Annotated in this window: 10 protein-coding genes and 1 pseudogene; 4 read left to right on the top strand and 7 right to left on the bottom strand. The window is 41.0% G+C overall.

What is annotated here, in order from left to right; genetic code table 11:
- Positions 1 to 9 precede the first annotated feature (9 nt).
- A complete protein-coding gene (locus F8R90_RS26075) occupies positions 10 to 4,218 on the bottom strand; it encodes a DUF4347 domain-containing protein (protein ID WP_196513087.1) in 4,209 nt (1,402 codons plus the stop codon).
- Positions 4,219 to 4,725: 507 nt separating this feature from the next.
- On the opposite strand from F8R90_RS26075, the gene F8R90_RS26070 reads away from it, so the two are divergent.
- Complete coding sequence (locus F8R90_RS26070; protein ID WP_196513086.1) at positions 4,726 to 6,960, top strand: hypothetical protein; 2,235 nt, start codon at positions 4,726 to 4,728, stop codon at positions 6,958 to 6,960.
- A 13-nt stretch (positions 6,961 to 6,973) separates the two neighbouring features.
- Positions 6,974 to 9,283, top strand: coding sequence for a COG1470 family protein (locus F8R90_RS26065; protein ID WP_196513085.1), 2,310 nt, complete (start codon positions 6,974 to 6,976; stop codon positions 9,281 to 9,283).
- Here F8R90_RS26065 and F8R90_RS33150 read toward each other — a convergent pair.
- From F8R90_RS33150 to F8R90_RS26035, 6 genes are all read right to left on the bottom strand, one after another.
- Complete coding sequence (locus F8R90_RS33150) at positions 9,269 to 9,436, bottom strand: hypothetical protein (protein ID WP_230966891.1); 168 nt, start codon at positions 9,434 to 9,436, stop codon at positions 9,269 to 9,271. The genes F8R90_RS26065 and F8R90_RS33150 overlap by 15 nt on opposite strands.
- 35 nt (positions 9,437 to 9,471) lie before the next feature.
- Positions 9,472 to 10,674, bottom strand: coding sequence for an FtsW/RodA/SpoVE family cell cycle protein (locus tag F8R90_RS26055; protein WP_196513084.1), 1,203 nt, complete (start codon positions 10,672 to 10,674; stop codon positions 9,472 to 9,474).
- A 349-nt stretch (positions 10,675 to 11,023) separates the two neighbouring features.
- Positions 11,024 to 12,535: a sensor histidine kinase gene (locus F8R90_RS26050; RefSeq protein ID WP_196513083.1), complete on the bottom strand. Its 1,512-nt coding sequence runs from the start codon at positions 12,533 to 12,535 to the stop codon at positions 11,024 to 11,026.
- Positions 12,536 to 12,545: 10 nt separating this feature from the next.
- Complete coding sequence (locus tag F8R90_RS26045; protein WP_196513082.1) at positions 12,546 to 13,097, bottom strand: heme NO-binding domain-containing protein; 552 nt, start codon at positions 13,095 to 13,097, stop codon at positions 12,546 to 12,548.
- Between the two features lie 435 nt (positions 13,098 to 13,532).
- On the bottom strand, positions 13,533 to 14,261 hold the full coding sequence (locus F8R90_RS26040) for a TenA family transcriptional regulator (RefSeq protein ID WP_196513081.1): 729 nt from the start codon (positions 14,259 to 14,261) through the stop codon (positions 13,533 to 13,535).
- Complete coding sequence (locus F8R90_RS26035) at positions 14,258 to 15,028, bottom strand: class I SAM-dependent methyltransferase (protein ID WP_196513080.1); 771 nt, start codon at positions 15,026 to 15,028, stop codon at positions 14,258 to 14,260. The genes F8R90_RS26040 and F8R90_RS26035 overlap by 4 nt, the downstream gene beginning before the upstream one ends.
- A gap of 503 nt (positions 15,029 to 15,531) precedes the next feature.
- On the opposite strand from F8R90_RS26035, the gene F8R90_RS26030 reads away from it, so the two are divergent.
- Positions 15,532 to 16,533 (top strand): hypothetical protein, encoded by a 1,002-nt coding sequence (locus tag F8R90_RS26030; protein WP_196513079.1) that lies wholly within the window; start codon positions 15,532 to 15,534, stop codon positions 16,531 to 16,533.
- 380 nt (positions 16,534 to 16,913) lie between these two features.
- Positions 16,914 to 17,022, top strand: a pseudogene (locus F8R90_RS26025) (ISKra4 family transposase); the annotation flags it as partial.

Genomic DNA, 17,022 nt, shown 5'->3' with positions numbered 1-17,022 from the left:
TACTGAGCGCTAGACGATGACGTTAGTACCAACTACCAAATTAGTAGCGGTGAAATTATTCAAAGTCGCTAAGGTATTCCAACCATAGCCATTATCATTAGCTTCAATCTGAACTTCAGTAGAAGTACCCGATTGTACAAATCGTAGGTAGTAAACATCGATAGGACGATAGCCCAAACTCTTGAACAAGTCAGTTAGGACTAACTTATCCTGGTTTTGATTAAAATCAGTGATTGTATCACCAGTAGTACCCTTGTTGCTCAAGGCTTGGTAGATATACTGCTCATTCCCGCTACCGCCAGTGAGGATGTCATTGCCAGCACCACCAATTAAAGTATCGTTGCCGACACCACCAACGAGAATATCGTTACCTTCACTACCAACAAGAATGTCATTACCAGCACCACCAATCAGAGTATCGTTACCTTCACCACCGCGTAGCAAGTCATTGCCACTCTTGCCATCAATTTGGTCATTACCCCCTTGACCATTAATCACATCATTTGAGTTGTCAAAACCACTGATATTGTTGTTCAGGTCATTGAGGAAGGTGACTGTGTTCTTATTGAAAATAGTGCTTTGGCTGGAGTTGGCATTGAAGACATCATAGCTGTCACTAATAGTGGATTGCTCGTTAAAGAGGATATTACCTAAATCTATGTTTGCTCCAGTAGATTTACGTAGGTTTTCTAGTTTTTCTAGGGCAAAGTTTTGCAGGATTATCTCTGGACTGTTGACCACGCTTTCAAAAGAGACTACCAAATTGCTACCATTCTGGGTGAGGAGCAGATTTCGAGCAGTTAAGCCAGCACCCTCAAATTTGAGAGTATCAACTTCGGCCATTACTGCTGCTGTCGGGTTTATTACTTTGCCCACACCACCAAAATCGGTGATTATCTGCGTTCCCTCAAAACGAATCACAAATTGGTTTTGGCCGCCACCGCCTGTCAGTATCTGGACTTCATAAGCACCAATATCAACTGTATTATCAATAATTCGGTCAAATCCAGCGCCGCGTTGATCAGTGGTAATATTTTCTTGAGCTAGCAAGTTATTACCAGTGTTAATGGCAGGACTATCCCCACGTAAAGCATGGGTAAAGGTTGCACCGCCGTTATTTTGCAGTGGACTGAGTTTGGGGTTAATAGGATTGGTGCTGGTGCCAACGAGGGTGCTGACGGTAAAGCCAGTGCTGCCAGTATTATCACCAATTAGGTTATTACCTTCATCCAAAAAGTTGCCGGAAACGTCAGGGTTAAAGATAAAGGGTTCAGAATACCCGTTGGGTTTCATATCAAAATTGCCTGCAATGATGGTGTTCCCAACAAGAACAGTCCCATCAGAGTCATTGAAAACGCCCCCACCGTCGCCTGTACCGCTGAAAAAGCCTTCTGCTATGTTATCTGTAATGGTGTCGTTGGTAAGGGTGAGAGTGCCGCTGTTATAAATGCCGCCGCCGTTGTAGTATGTACTATTAGCAGAGACAGTGCTGTTAGTCAGGCTAAAAGTACCATTGTTGAAAACGCCACCGCCGTCTGCCGCACTATTATCAGAGAGAGTGCTTCCCGTTATATCGGCGGTGCCTGAGTTATAAATGCCACCACCATAGGATGGGTAAGGGTCAGGCCCTCCCCGACCAAGACCGTCGGCGAACGCCCTATTATTAGAGACAGTGCTGTTAGTGAAACTGAGTTTGCCTGTGTTGAATATGCCGCCACCATAGGCAGGGTAGAAACGGACGGCTGCAAAATTATTAGAGACAGTACTGTTAGTTAGGCTAAGGTTGCCTTGGTTAAAGATGCCTCCGCCTAATGATGACCCACGATTACCAGAGACAGTGGTGTTAGTTAGGCTGAGGGTACCTTTGTTAAAGATGCCGCCTACAGTGCCAGTATTGTCAGAGACATTGCTGTTAGTCAAGCTGAGGCTGGTATTGCTATTGAGCAAAATACTGCCTAAGGGATCATTAGCATTAGCAATCTTCAAGCCATCAATGCTGGCATCTGTCCCAGAACCCGATATCTCGAACACGCCCGATGAATTATTCCCACTCACAATGAGGTTATATGCCCCAGTCCCCAAAATGGTTATATCATCGGTAATGGTTAGTTTCCCAGATGTAAGGGTGATGATATCTGGGGTGGCATCGGTAAACACGCCCGCAAAGCTAATGGTATCCGCCCCAGCAGTAGCATTGGCATTGAGAATAGCCTGTCGCAACGACCCTAAGCCAGAATCACTGGTATTAGTCACTACTGTGTCAGTATTAACAGGTGACGGGGTAATGGGGGGCTGGACTTCGTAAGCACCAATATCAACAACACCGTTGAATACCCGATCAAATCCAGCGCCGCGTTGGTCAGTCGTGACACCAGGAGGAACTAGGGAATTATTTCCAGCATCAATAGCGGGGCTATCCGCAAGTAACGCATGTGTAAAGGTCGCACCACCGTTATTTTGCAGCAGTTCGAGTTTGGGGTCAATGGGGCTAGTACTTGTGCCGACGAGGGTGCTGGTGGTAAGATCAGTACTACCAGTATTATTGCCAATCAAATTATTGCCGGAGTCAACCAGTCCACCACTCACATCGGGGTGTATATCACCGGAGGTGGAGTTGTCGAAATTGCCTGCAATGATGGTGTTACTAACCTTAACGTTAACAGGGGAATCAAAGTAACTAAAAACACCGCCACCATTACCAGTACCATCACCATCTAAGTCAGCTATGTTGTTATTAATTGTGGTGCTAATTAGGGTGAGCTTGTTGTCACTCGCGTAGGCTCTGTCATTATATATGCCACCGCCATCCTCTAACGCTGTATTACCAGATATGGTGCTATTAGTTAGAGTAGCTGATCCGGAACTATAATAATCATCACCTGCGTTAAAAATGCCACCACCGAAGTTTGCCGTATTGCCAGAGATACTGCTATTGGTTAGGCTGAGAGTACCGCCTTGATTATAGATGCCACCGCCGGAGTTTGCCGTATTACCAGAGACACTGCTGTTAATTAGGCTGAGAGTACCAGTGTTCCCAGGAGAACCGTCATTAAAAATGCCGCTTCCCGCAGTATTGCCATTAAAAATGCTCTTTCCCCCGATATTGCCATAAACACTGCTGTTAGTTAGGCTGAGAGTACCACCATTATAGATACCGCCTTCCGTATTGCCAAAGACACTGGTGTTAGCAAGACTGAGAATGCCGCTGTTAGAGATGCCCCTTTCTACTGTATTACCAGACACACTGGTGTTAGCTAGGCTAAGAATGGAATTTCTATTAACCTTAATACTGCCGCTAGCGATCGCCAAACTATCAATGGTGACAATTGTCGCTAGTCCCGATACCTCGAATATTGTAGAGGCATTATTCCCACTCACTGTCAGTTGAGATGCCCCAGTCCCCAAGATGGTGATATCATCGGTAATCGTCAGTTGCCCAGAGATGAGAGTGATAATATCTGGGGTGGCATCATTAAACACTTCCCCAAAGGCGATCGCATCATTCCCAGCAGTAGCATTGGCTAAGTTAATTGCCTCCCGGAGTGTCGTGATGCCGTTGTTCGGATCACCATCATCTGCGTCTTTGGTATCATTCACCGTGAACGTCGCCAGTACCCCTGCGTAAGCCTGTCGCGTCGTTTCTGCAAATGCTAAACTCACTTCCATCTCGGTGGTGCGCACTTCTAACTCCCAGTTGCCGCCTAATGCTGCATTGCCAATTGGCTGACGGGAAGCGGCAATATTTGCTCCGGTGAGTTGGTGCAGTTTGTCTACAAATTCTTCCCCCGCATCACCCAAAGCCACATTGCAACCATAGATGAGTAAGTTCCAGGGGTTATCGCTTTTGGCAGAGGCTGAAAATATCTTCTGCCATTTTTGGAGTTGCTGGCTGTATTTGTCGAGGGTATCAAGTCCTAAATGGGTGTTGCCCAATTGTAAGGAACCTGGGGCACCGTGGCACACAATATGAATATTAGTCAAATTCGTGCGATGTTTAGCGACAAGCCGCTGCGCGTCTACGCAACTCTCCAGAATTGCTGTAATTTTTTCAACTCCGTTCTGTGTCGAATCAAGTACGAACACTTGGGTATTATCAAGCACGCCATTGACTAGAGCGCTATAGTCTTCAACGGCCATGTCGATAAAGACTATATTACGGACATAGGAGGTGGAAGTTGCGGGATTTACTTGGAAGTGTGAGGTATGTAGTGTTGCCATTTCTTTACTTCGAGCTAAGGTAATGAGGGAATCTCAAACCGACTTCAGCCGCTTAATTACAGGATTTTCACACAACTACCGATAGCTAAAAATACTATATATATTTACTAATTATTTTCCCTTTCGTTGCTATCATCTAGCAAGTTGACGCTTTTGTAAAGCAATAAAAGTATGTAATTGTACAGTGTTCTCAAACTCACATCTAGAATGAGTATTAAAGGTTTTATGCTGATTCAACCTCAAAAACTCAATTCTTCGCCTATAAACTTGGTTTATCAAGTTTTGTTGAGAATCGCGCCAGATATTCAATTGATGAATTTGGATTTTAATATATAGCTTTTATGAAAATTACTTTTAGAAATTGACAAATTTATTACAAAATATCTAATAATATATACATTTCAATATTCAAACAAAAAACTATTGTCACGTTTTCGCAGACATTGACATTAATTTTTTAATAGTGCTAATCATGCAGAATATAAAAAAATATTATAAGTAAATAGTATGGAAAAAAGTGTTATTAATGCCAGCCTTTCTACTCAAAACTTAACTTTTCGTCCAGGTGATACTCCTGTCTCCTTTGAGGTAACTGTCAATAATGACAGCGATCGCTTTGTCAATTTTCAGATAGAAATTGCCGCAGCAGGAGAAACCCGGAACACAGGATATCGCTGGTATCGACTCGAACCAGAGGTAGCAGCAGCTAAACCACCGGGTAGTAGTACCATATTTCAAGTCTTTATATTCAATACGCCCATTCCGGGATTTGTCGGTACTGTCAACCTGATGGTAAAGATTTTTTCACCGCAATTAGCACAACAGTGCAGACTTGTGCTACGCCTAAAAATCGAGCGAGACAACAGACCAACGCATTTAAATGTAGAATTGCCTGTACGAGAGTTCCAAGTTTATCCCCGTAATTCTGTAGATATACCAGTACGGGTGCGGAACTTGGGACAACAACCAACTGATGTGGTATTACGTTTTACAGGCGTTAATCCGTCTTGGCTGACTGGTAGTGCAGAACGCCGATTATCCTTAGATCCAGGTGGTTTAGCAGAAGCCACATTCCAATGCCAACCCCCTTCTGTAGTGCAAGCACCCAGTCAAAATTACCCTTTTACTATTGAAGCTGTTAGCAATAATGGTTATCCAACTAATGCTGAAGGCAACATTGAAGTTTTGCCTGTGGGTTTTGTAGACTTTACCACCACACAAAAAAACCTCAAAATTCCTAGTAGATCGGCATGGTTGCCTGACTGGAAGTCTGATACAGCTTCCTTTGAACTACTATTTAAAAACGCTAGTAACCTCAACCAGCAAATTAATGTGCAGGTGCAGGGTAGAGACTGGCGAAAATGTAGTTTCAAAAAGCTTCCCGATATTGCTAATCTCCATCTAGGAGAGACAAGTAAAGTCATCCTTGATGTTAAAACAAAACGCCCTTGGGTAGGAATCAACAAAACTCTATTATTAGAGGCCAAATCTGAATTATCCGACCAACGTTTAGGGAGTACAGACCCAGCCACGCAGACATTAGAAGTAGAGACTCTGCCAATTATACCTTTATGGCTACAGTTGGCTGCGATCGCACTTTTAGCAGCACTCTTAGCATTAATACTACAACCAAGAGGTGTAATGCATACACGTTCTGTCAACTCAGTACGTTTTAGTGGCATTGGTTTATCTGTGGTCAGTGGCTCAGATGATTGCACCTTAAGACTTTGGAGAATCGGTGCTGATAGCTTAAACCCCGACGATACAGTAAGATATGCTGGGCAGCCTGTTGCATGTGATAAACCGCAACAGCCTAAGGGTTTGATGGCAATTACCGATGATGCAGTACAAGTTTTACGCTTCATGCCGTTACAAAATGATCGTGCTGCTGTTGGTTTAGATAATGGGGTAATTGAACTAAGAGATGTCCCTTCAGGTACAAAGATTAGCCAACTTCAAGACCTTAAAGATCCAAAAGCAAAAGGCGATCGCATTTTTGACCTAGCTTTCACCTCAAACTCACTTAACTTATTCAGTGGCTATGGCAGTGGTAAAGTTAGAGTGTGGTCAAGACCAGCCCCTAACAGCGATTTTCTGCCAGAACCGCAAGTTATCGATGTCCAAAGTACCTTGAAACTATCAGGTTTCCAAGTCCGGGCATTAAATCTCAGTCCAGATGCAAAAACTCTAGTAATTTCAGGAAATTTTAAGCGTTTCATCTTGTGGCAGTGGAATCCAACTCAGTCTGATAAACAATTCCCAGGTTTATCAGTGCAAAATCTAGAAAAACTAGACCCATTAGTTGGACGTGAAGACTATATTTGGGGATTGGCTTTTGTTCCTAACTCAGCAGAAAAAATCCTCGCAACCTCCGATTCTGCGGGATTCATTACGATTTGGAATTTGAATCAGTGCCAAACTCTCAAAAATCCGAATCCGCAGGAAAAAGTAAATGAACTCAATTGTTCACCACTAGACCGCTGGTCAGCATCAAAAACATCTGTGCGTAGTCTGGCATTTAGTGATGATGGTAACCTCTTAGTAAGTGGTGGCGATGATGGACGAGTAATGGTTTGGTACTTAACCCCCGAACATAAACTCGACAAAACAAAGGCAGCAGAAGGTACAAAAATCTACGAAAGCTCTAAAAAAATTAATAGTATTGACTTGAAAACTAATCAAGGAACCATGATTGTGAGTGGAAGTGAAGATTTTGAAGTCAAACTACACCGCATCAAATAAGGGAGTTGATAAGATGCAAGCTAAATTCAATCCACTACAAGTTATTATCAACCCACCTGGAATTCAATTTGGAATGCCAGGAGATACCATTGAAATCTATGTTGTTGTGATTAATCAGGGAGACCAGAGTGCAGTTATTGACTTATATTTTGTTTTTGACGAAGTATTTCAAAATTTAACTGGTTGGTCTAGTTCTCCTAGAGAAAGTTTAGCATTAGCTCCCCAACAGAATAGCGACGAAGTAAGATTTGAGTTTCAAATCGCCACAAATGCTCTCCCAGGAACCTATGACTATACACTAGTCGTAGATTCTCCTCTACATTATCCACAAGATACTCCCATAACCTTCCCAAATCAAATTAAGGTTCTGCTAACAGAACAGACTGCAATTCGGGTGAATGACCCGACATTTTCCATTAGACCGAACACCAACCCCAACAAGCCACTAATTTTCAATCCTGGGGAACCTCTGCAAGTGGAGGTAATAGTAGACAATCGCTCTTATCTCGTTGATAGGTTCCGCTTGAGTTGCCCAGATTTAGACGATGACTGGTTCACAATTAATTATCCGGCAACTGGATACGAGGGTACAGGGTTAGTATCTGATGTTACGGCACTAGAACTCAACCCTGGTACTCAAGGTCAAATATTGTTGAAATTTCACCCACCAGGAGATACCCTTGCGGGAAGCTATTCTCCAACAATCCGCTTGTATTCGGAAAACTCTCCAAACTTAGTACTGCTGGATTTGGTGTATATCCAAATTCCGACAAATTATCGTCTAGATATAGAACTTCATACCATCTTGGGACAAGTGAGCCGTAGTCTTGGAAAGTACGAATTATCACTAGCTAACCAGGGAAATATTGTCCGTGAACTGATATTAAGCTTAAAAAGTCGAGACGAAGAAGAACTATATACTTATAAATTTGATCCTACTGAACTAAGATTATTACCTAATAGAAGTGCTGTGGCCAATTTGATGGTTAAACCCAGACCTTGGTGGCGACGACCGTGGTTTGGTGCAGGGCTAGTGGTCAACTTTAAACTCGACATCAAAGACCCACAAAATTTACCTTTACCTAACACATTGCCTCAGGGAACTTTGGTATGGAAACCCCGTCCTTGGTGGCAATTTTTTCTGTTAATTTTGGCAGTTTTGGGGTTACTTGGAGGGATAGGATTCATCATTTGGCGAATTTTAAACCCTGATCCTTTGAGATTAGAAAATTTTAGTGCCAATAACCCTCGAATTACCGAAGAGGAGGATGAGGTAGCTCTGAAGTGGGACATTCACAATTATCAACAATTGCAAAAATTGGTTCTGACGGCTAAAGGTTCGCAACCTATTCAGCCTATTACCTATGACTTTAGCAATGGCATTCCTGAAACACTGGGTAAAGGAAGTGCTAATGAAATACCTCCTTGTCAGGTACAAGAGAAACAAGAGCTAATTTGTAGCAATGTTAAAACTGGAGTGAAAACAAAAGGGAATTACACTTTTGAGTTACAAGCCTTTTATCGTAATGGTATACAACTATTTTCTTCAAAGAACCAAGTAGCAACCCAAACAACCCAAGTAGAAATAGCTGAAAAACAAATTGCTGAAGTACTTAGTTTCCAAGCAGATAAACCACAGTATACAAAAGGTCAAAATATTCTTTTAAGTTGGACAATAGCCCGGCCGCTATTGCTGGCGCAAGTTCAAATTGCTGGTAGTGCAGATGATGGGACATCCTATGGTGAACCAATTGCTTATAAATTTAATCAAGGTAATCTTGCTGACCCCAAACTTCAAAAGCTATGTACACAACAAAATCAACAACTGCGATGTACAAATATTCCTCTACCAGCATATAAAGCGGGAAACTTCGCATTTGAAATCAAAGCTTTTCCTAATAACGGGAGTGAGAAAATTAGTTCTAAAAAGACTGAATCAAAAATTGGAATATTACCGAAACCATTTAAGATTGTCTCTTTCAGAATCAACGGTAGTGAGCAACCAAATCTAGTTCTTAACGAAGGGGAATCTGCTACTCTGAGTTGGAGAGTAGAGGGAGAAAATATTCAGGTCAAACTTCTGCCATACGGCAATGATGTTAAACCAGTTGACTCAATAAAGCTTCCAGTAAATCAAGCCTTCCCACCTCAAATCGGACTACTAGTGAATGATATATCTGGTAAGCAACAACCCCAGCAAAGAGGATTTGCAATCACAGTGCTCAAAAAAGTAGAGCCTACTCCTATACCTAGCATTAACCCAATTGTGCCTACTCTCCCACCTAGCAATAATCCATTTAAAACTCCTTTACCCCTGAGGTAACTTTTTGGGCGATGTAAAATGCAGAGATATATTAAAGTTGAAAACTGCCTCTAAAATCATCTTGTAAGCTTCTGCTACCGGAGAATACCAATTTTTCCGGTGTTCGAGGTCTTTGCTGGAGTAGCTAATTATTGCTTGTTTTAGGTCTTTCATAATCTATTTAATTCCTGCAAAAAGCTTTTGCTAGCTCAATTCCTATTTTTCTGAAAAGCTCGGCGTCTGCGCCCATTTTCAAACAGGGGTTTTCGCAACGGTACTACCTCAGCTTCGCTACTTTCGCGTGCTACCCGAATCAACAACCCAGCAGCTATCAAGCTGGCAATCATGGAATTACCACCATAACTAAACATGGGCAAAGGTAAGCCAGTAGTCGGTAGAGAACCTGTAGCAACACCTACGTGGAGCAATGATTGTCCTACCATCAAAATAGTCACACCGATCGCTACCAATCGATGTACTGTATTTTTAGCCTTCAGCGCCACAATTAATCCGAGAGTGGCGAATATAGCTAAAAGTGCCAACAACACCATACTGCCGATAAAGCCAAACTCTTCAGCGAACACCGCAAAAATAAAATCTGTATCCTGAATTGGTAAATAAAATAGTTTTTGTTGAGAAAGCCCAAATCCAGAACCCCAAGTTCTACCAGAACCTACCGCTAGTAGACTTTGCACCAACTGGTAGCCATCTCCTGTAGCATCCGCCCACGGATTGAGGAATGACATCACCCGTTTACGTTGATACTCTTTAATACTAATACTTAGTATTGCCAGCATCACTCCACCAATTGCTGTTCCTCCCAGATACTTGTAAGGTAATCCAGCTGCTAGAGCAATTAGCCAAATAGTCATACCGCAAAGTGCTGTTGTACTTAAGTTAGGCTGAGCAATAATTCCTAAAAGTACTAAACCGAAAATACCCAACCAAGCCAGGCGAACCCGCCAACTGATTCGTTCCCACTGACCAAAAAGCCGCGCACTTTGCAGCACCAAAAAGGGTTTAATTAATTCTGAAGGTTGAATCGGAATTGGCCCAATCGCTATCCAACGTGCTGCGTCAAAAGCCTTCTTTCCCAATCCTGGGATCAGTGTAAGGAAAATTAACGTCAAAAACAGTAATAAAAACCAATGAGATAGTCCCAAAATTTTCTGCAATGGCAAATTAACAATAATATTGAATCCGATTAAGGAAACTAAGACCCAAAGCAGTTGACGCTTAAAGTAGTACAATCCATCATCATGACGGGAGTCAGCAACGGGATAGGATGCTGAAAATAGCATGATCAAGCCGACAAACAGCCAAATCAACGTTAACCAGCGCAACAACCGCGCTTCTAAGGCCCAGTTGGAGACTGAACTATCAAAAATTGGAATCAGGCGGCGTAGATTCACGATCAGTACAGGTAAAAAGTTAGGAATTAGAAGTTAGCAATAAAACTCATAAATCATAACTTATAACTTATAAGTAGGCTTTACAACCAAAAATATTAGAGTTGTCAACTTCAATACACTGCTAGTTCAATAATTTCTGACAAATTACGTTGGCTATGTGCGCTGTACCTTTACAGAGAAGCAAGCTAGCAAGAGTCTCTGTCTGCGACACGTTGCGCGTTTGCGTAGCATCCCACAGGGAACTTAGAAAAGGTATCGCTATGCGGCAATCAATGAGCAGATTTACAAAAAAAACAGTAATTTCTAGAAAAATTCAGAATTCAGAGAGAACTATGAATCCAAAACTTCCTTAGATCACAGAAGGTGTTGAGTCCCAATCACCCACTGTAAGTATTGCTGAATTTTGACAATTCATAAAACTCAACGATTTGACACAATTAACTGCTTGTCTGTCCATAGACAAGGGAATTTCAATCCAGAACTCAGTTCCTTGTCCAGGTTCTGATACACATCTTAGTGTTCCCCCATGCTTTTCAACTACAATCTGATAGCTAATAGATAAGCCTAATCCTGTACCCTTACCTACAGGCTTAGTTGTGAAAAATGGATTAAACAGTCGCTCCTTAACTTTTTCTGTCATTCCTGAACCATTATCAGCAATTCGGATCACACAGTTAGTTTCTATGACTTCCGTAGTAATTGTAATTGTATTAGGATTAGCATTAGCATGAATTTCTGCGATCGCGCGTTTACTGTTATAGTTTTCGAGCGCATCGATTGCATTACTAATAATATTCATGAATACTTGATTTAGTTGACCAGCGTAGCAATCTACTAAAGGCAAATTTCCATAATTTTTAACTAATTTTATACCAGCATTATCAACACTATTCTTAAACCGATTCTGCAAAATCAGCAAAGTACTATCCAGCCCTTGGTGAATATCAACTCTTTTCTTATCTGCTTCATCAAGACGAGAGAAATTCCGCAGGGACAAGACAATTTCAGAGATCCGTTCGGCTCCTACTTGCATCGAATTTAGGATTTTGGGTAAATCATCTAGTAAAAAATCTAACTCAATTTCCTTAATATATTCTTGAATTTCTGGCACAGAATTGGCATAAAACTGCTGGTAAAGAACCACAAGTTTTAGCAGGGACTGTGTATAATCTTTTGCATATTTCAAATTCCCGTAAATAAAGTTAACGGGGTTGTTAATTTCGTGAGCAACTCCCGCAACCAACTGTCCTAAACTGGACATTTTCTCAGCCTGAACTAATTGGGCTTGAGTTTGCTGTAGTTCCCGAAGCGATTTTTCCAATTTTTTAGCCTGAGCCTCAGCAATTTCTGCTAAATTCTCCTTAATTTGTAGCGCACTCCGTAGTTGTGCCCTTTGCTGTTTCAGTTCGCTTGTCAACTTTTTGGCATCAGTTAAAGCGGTGTTCTGAGCTTGCAGTAAAAACAGGAAATCAACAATTGGGTCGTGAATCGCAAAATCTTTGAGTTTGATACCCAGCGGAGCCAAGCTAGTCGTATCTGTAATCCAGGGAGAACCTAAAAAAAATATTACCTCCTGCTCTGGCTGATACATCATCTGGCCCTTGAGCTGCATTCCATTGTGAATAAACTCTAATATGAACAGGGCACGAGACTGTTTACCAATAGCATCAAAATCGACCAAAATTTTTGGGCGATTAATCTGGAAATGCTGCTCAATCAATTTACCAACTAATGGTTCAGGACTAATGCGCCCTAATACATCACCAGCTTGTACAATTTCCCGATTACGGCTAAAGGCAAAATGGAAAGGAAAAGCTTTCGCCAGTAACTCTGGTGAAAGCGTCAGGTGAGGAGGAGACATGCTACTTCACTCAATTTGGTTTATAAATCACTAAAAATTCATCATGTTCAGCACCATCATCTCGACTCTGGGTCTGGGTAATATGAACTTCTGTATCAAACCTGGTTCCCAACCCCTTGACTAGTCCAAGAATCATTGGTGTTAGCCCTTCTCTATCAGAGCGATAATGTAGGCTCAAAGAATTTTCCTCCATATCAGTACACTCAAATGATGGAGGCTGAAGTTTAGGAAAACTAACTCCTACACGAGCATGAAGATTATCAAGATTTTCTAAAAACTCAGGGAGTGCATCTCCACTCATATCAATCATTTCGCCATAGCCTTCTTGGGCTGTGTACTGAATCCAGAATTCGCCAAAAGCTTGCATAATCTCTGAGGGAGATAGACCGAGAACGACACTAGCAGCTTTTACCAGCCTGTGGGTGATGTCATCGGGATAGCCTTCCATACTGAGAAAAACATCTACATCTACCTCTGCTTTGTGCTTAATTTCTTTCCAAGTCTCTTCGCTAAAGCGACTGCACACCATGTCTTGAATCGCCTTGTTCACTAATCCGTACATGGAAGCCTCCTATTGCTGCACCTAATTTTGCTTTGTGAATTTGCCCAAGACTTCACAACTAATTCTTTAAAAGGGTTATTTAAATGACACAATTTTTTGTAGACAAACCTTGAAATGTTTTATTACAGCTTTAAAAGCCGAAAAAATAGGGGAAAACTGTTCACATTTTAATGCTACAAATCCTTGTTGTGATAACCGTATTTTCACTTATTGCTTTTACCCACTACCTTGTCAAGCTATAGGAATCCGCTTTAATTTTTTAACTTATTAGACTTAACAGGCAATAGGCAAGAAAGCAATAAGGCATTTTGAGTTGTACGGAGTTTTTTCAAAAATTAAATATGAGTCCTATAGTTTGGAGGGTTTGTAGTAAGCACTTTAGTTCTTACTACAAACTTGCTTACCCATCAATTTGAACTTAACAAACAAATGTATTTATGCATCAAAAGGCAGCCATGAATCAGTATAAAAGCCATATTTAGAGATTTGACGCTGAATTCCGTTAAAAAATTGAACACGAGCATCCATAGCTTCTGTGATAGCCAGCTTGATCTTGATATCCTCTTCATTCATGGTTATTCGAGGTTCAATCACTGCTGCTAGCTTTGCTGCATGGCTATCATCCACATCAATATGAACTTCAAAAAAGATTAACGATTCTTTGGGTAAGGGAGCAGCACCGACAATTCCCTTATATAGTTGCGTGTACAGTGAGCTAACAATCCCTTCAGAAGCATAACAGACAGCACCCAGTGCGGCTAAATAGCCATACTTATGTGGCATCCGCAAGTAGGTTTCAATAAGGGCGCGAGTTTCAGGCGCAGTGGGTAGTGCTGTCAGAGTTTCATCGTGGATACCAAGTGCGCGGGTAAATTTACGAAATAATTCTGGGTGGGACTGAGTTGTATCTCCCTGTCCCATTTCGTCAAATAGATTTTCCAATATGACTAACTGACTATTTTCATCTTGGCAGCAAGACAAAATACTAGCCAAGATACGATTAAATTCTTTGGAGAATTTGTACATCTGAACAGCTAGTACCTGTACGTCTGGTAAAAATAAATTTCCAGTGCGACAGCGGATGAGAAACTCATGATTCCATAGAGGATGATTAACCGTTATGTCACGGAAGGAATCTGTCACTAAAGAAGATGTCTGTATCATCGTGATATTTGTAGGGCTAGATGGAGTGGTTGGTCGACTAAGGGGCTAAAAAATGATTCATCTATTGCGATATGTTCTGGAGTCACACGCAATTCTTGTAAGAATGGCATCGTATTGAAGCCAGCAATTTTAAGAGCATTAAAGTAATCCTCAAGAGTTTTGTGAATCAATTGCACATTTAGCCAAGAGCCGTCTCGTTTCCAAATCCGACCAGGAAACTGCTGATCTCGCTTGCTGAAATAGCCTGCACCCTCAACTTGAAAATAAAACGGATATGCTGCTTCCCGCATATATGGAAAAGATGGATGGGGAACGCTGAATACAAATCGACCGCCTGGGCGAAGAATGCGTGCAACTTCTGTCATGCATTCTTGGGTCTGAGCAATTGTCAAATAGTTAAATAGAAAAACTGCAACAACTAGATCAATTTCGCCATCATCAAACTGCTTGAGATTAGTAGCACATCCTACTTCATAGCTAATACCCAACGCATTTTCTACTTCTTGCAAATTTGCTGCTGCAATCATTCCTTGGGAAAGGTCTATTCCATGCACCTGTGCAGCGCCACGTCGGCGTAATTCTCGACTGCAATAACCTTCACCACAACCTATATCGAGTACTCGCACCCCAGCAACAGGCTCACAAAGCTCTAGTACAAAAGGGCGTGCTGTAAAGTCTGATAAGGAAGTAGGTTCTCCTCTAATCCACTCTGATGCTGTGTGGTTATATAATTTTTGAGTTGAGATTTTGTGATTTACATTTGACATTTTTAAGTATTTATTTATATTTGAGTTATGTTTGTCTTGCTCAATTTCATTCAGATAAAGCTGAAATACTACTGAATATACATGTTTTAACAATTAATATGTTTTCTTGATAATGTTAATTTTACTGATTTTATTTTGATTGGTGATTTTGCATTTAAAAACTATCATTTTCAAAAAAATGACTAACTTGAAAATATCATCTTGTTAGTTTCTTTAAATAGAAACAGATAAATTATATTTAACTTCATAAAGTTTCCTAGTTACTTAATTAATAGTTACTTCACATATAGCTAGTTTTGTTTATAAACTTCAACTTCATCTATATTTTATTAAAAAAGTTAAAATTAGCTTTTTAATAAAGATAAGCAAGATAAATAAAACAGTATATTTTACGAAGTACAAAGAAAGTAATCTTGTTAATTTGTAATAACCAGATTCGTTTTGAAAACGAGATGGCTTTGGATACATGAGTTATTTAGCCAATTTAAATAATGTTGGAAGAAATGATGTTAAAAGAACTATTAGCAGAATCACCAGTATGCAGCTTAGAATATGAACGTGCGATCGCATTTTCTGAGCTTGGCGATCGCCTCTTTGATGAGCTTGCTGATCAAATTGCTACAAAGCGACAGTACCGACTACTGTTTGAACACACATTAAAGCCTGAGTTATTCCAGCAGATCCGAATTGCTGCTGCCGGTTATATTTCAGCATGTCTGAATAGTCCTATCATTCTTTCAGAAGCTGAAATGCTTGAACGGCTAATAGAAGCAAGAAATACTTTGTCGAACTATACTGGCACTGGTCTTTTGATGCCCAAGCGAGAACATACTTTGGCATTTAACCTCTTTCAAAAAAGCGTAGCTGAGGCTTTCTACCAACTAGGAGCAAATGACCTGATTGATGCAGTGGATTTACCAGTAAATCTCCGCATGGTCTACGGCAAAACTGATGCAAAAAAGCTAGGTTTACCCTTCGCTAGCTCAAAATGCCACAGTGATGTCTGGGCAGGTGTTGCTGCTGATGCTACTGTAGTGGTTCTACCACTGTTTGGCGACATCGATAATATAACCATTGAAGCGGGTGAAATGCCGCGCGAAATGGAACTACCGTCTATGCAGGTAATGTCAGACTTCGATGAAGGTCGGAATATTCCAATGGTTGTCTCCTACACAGAAGCACAACTTCAACACGGAACGATGTACTTTAATGATGCCCGTGGATTGCATCAAACAGTAAGAAGGAAAACTGAAGGTCTAAGAATTTCAGTAGATTTCCGGTTTCGTAGAAAATTTAATGAAGCTTACCGGGCAATGGTAGCATCTAATATTACTGGTATTGAAGAAGATATGAGTGTGCCCTATGAAGACTGGCTGAAAGTTGGGAAAGAAACACTAATTGTGTTTGATGAAACTTCTGAACAAGCAAGGAAAAAACAGAATTCTGGCGCTCCAGTTCCCCTATATACTCGTGGGTATCGCATTGTAGAAATGTTCAACTTTTAACTTTTAGGAATACAAGCAACAAAAAAGAAAGAGGTCTAATACCAGACCTCTTTATTAATCTTTGTCACCCATAGACCTAGATGCTGAGTGGGACAAGTACTTTAAAAAAGCTAACAAGCTTGATTAAGAGTACCTTATTTCTATCTGAGCCAATTGCATATTTTGCAATTACAGCAGTTTGCACGTGAGGTACAAAATGCAGGACTCAAAATCAGCAATCCGAATTGAATCGTGAAAAAATACGTAGATTAAACATCAAATATAAAAGTGAAATTTTATTCAGCCCTGGCGATTAGAAATCGCTGGGGAGCATCCAGTTTTGGAAGATTTACCATTTCTGAGAAAATGTAGAAGGAAATAACCCTGTGCGATCGCTGACTATGAGCCAAGAGAAACAAGAACGGATCAAAGCCTGCTTACAAGAACTGGCAACATTACTGTACTCGGAAGCTGATAAGAGTCAGTTAATAGACCTCGAAGGTATAGAAA

The organism is Nostoc sp. NZL (assembly GCF_015714705.1).
GTDB classification, from domain to species: Bacteria; Cyanobacteriota; Cyanobacteriia; order Cyanobacteriales; family Nostocaceae; genus Nostoc; species Nostoc foliaceum_A.
Note: the sequence above shows the minus strand (reverse complement) of the source record. Positions and strands in the feature narration are given on the sequence as shown.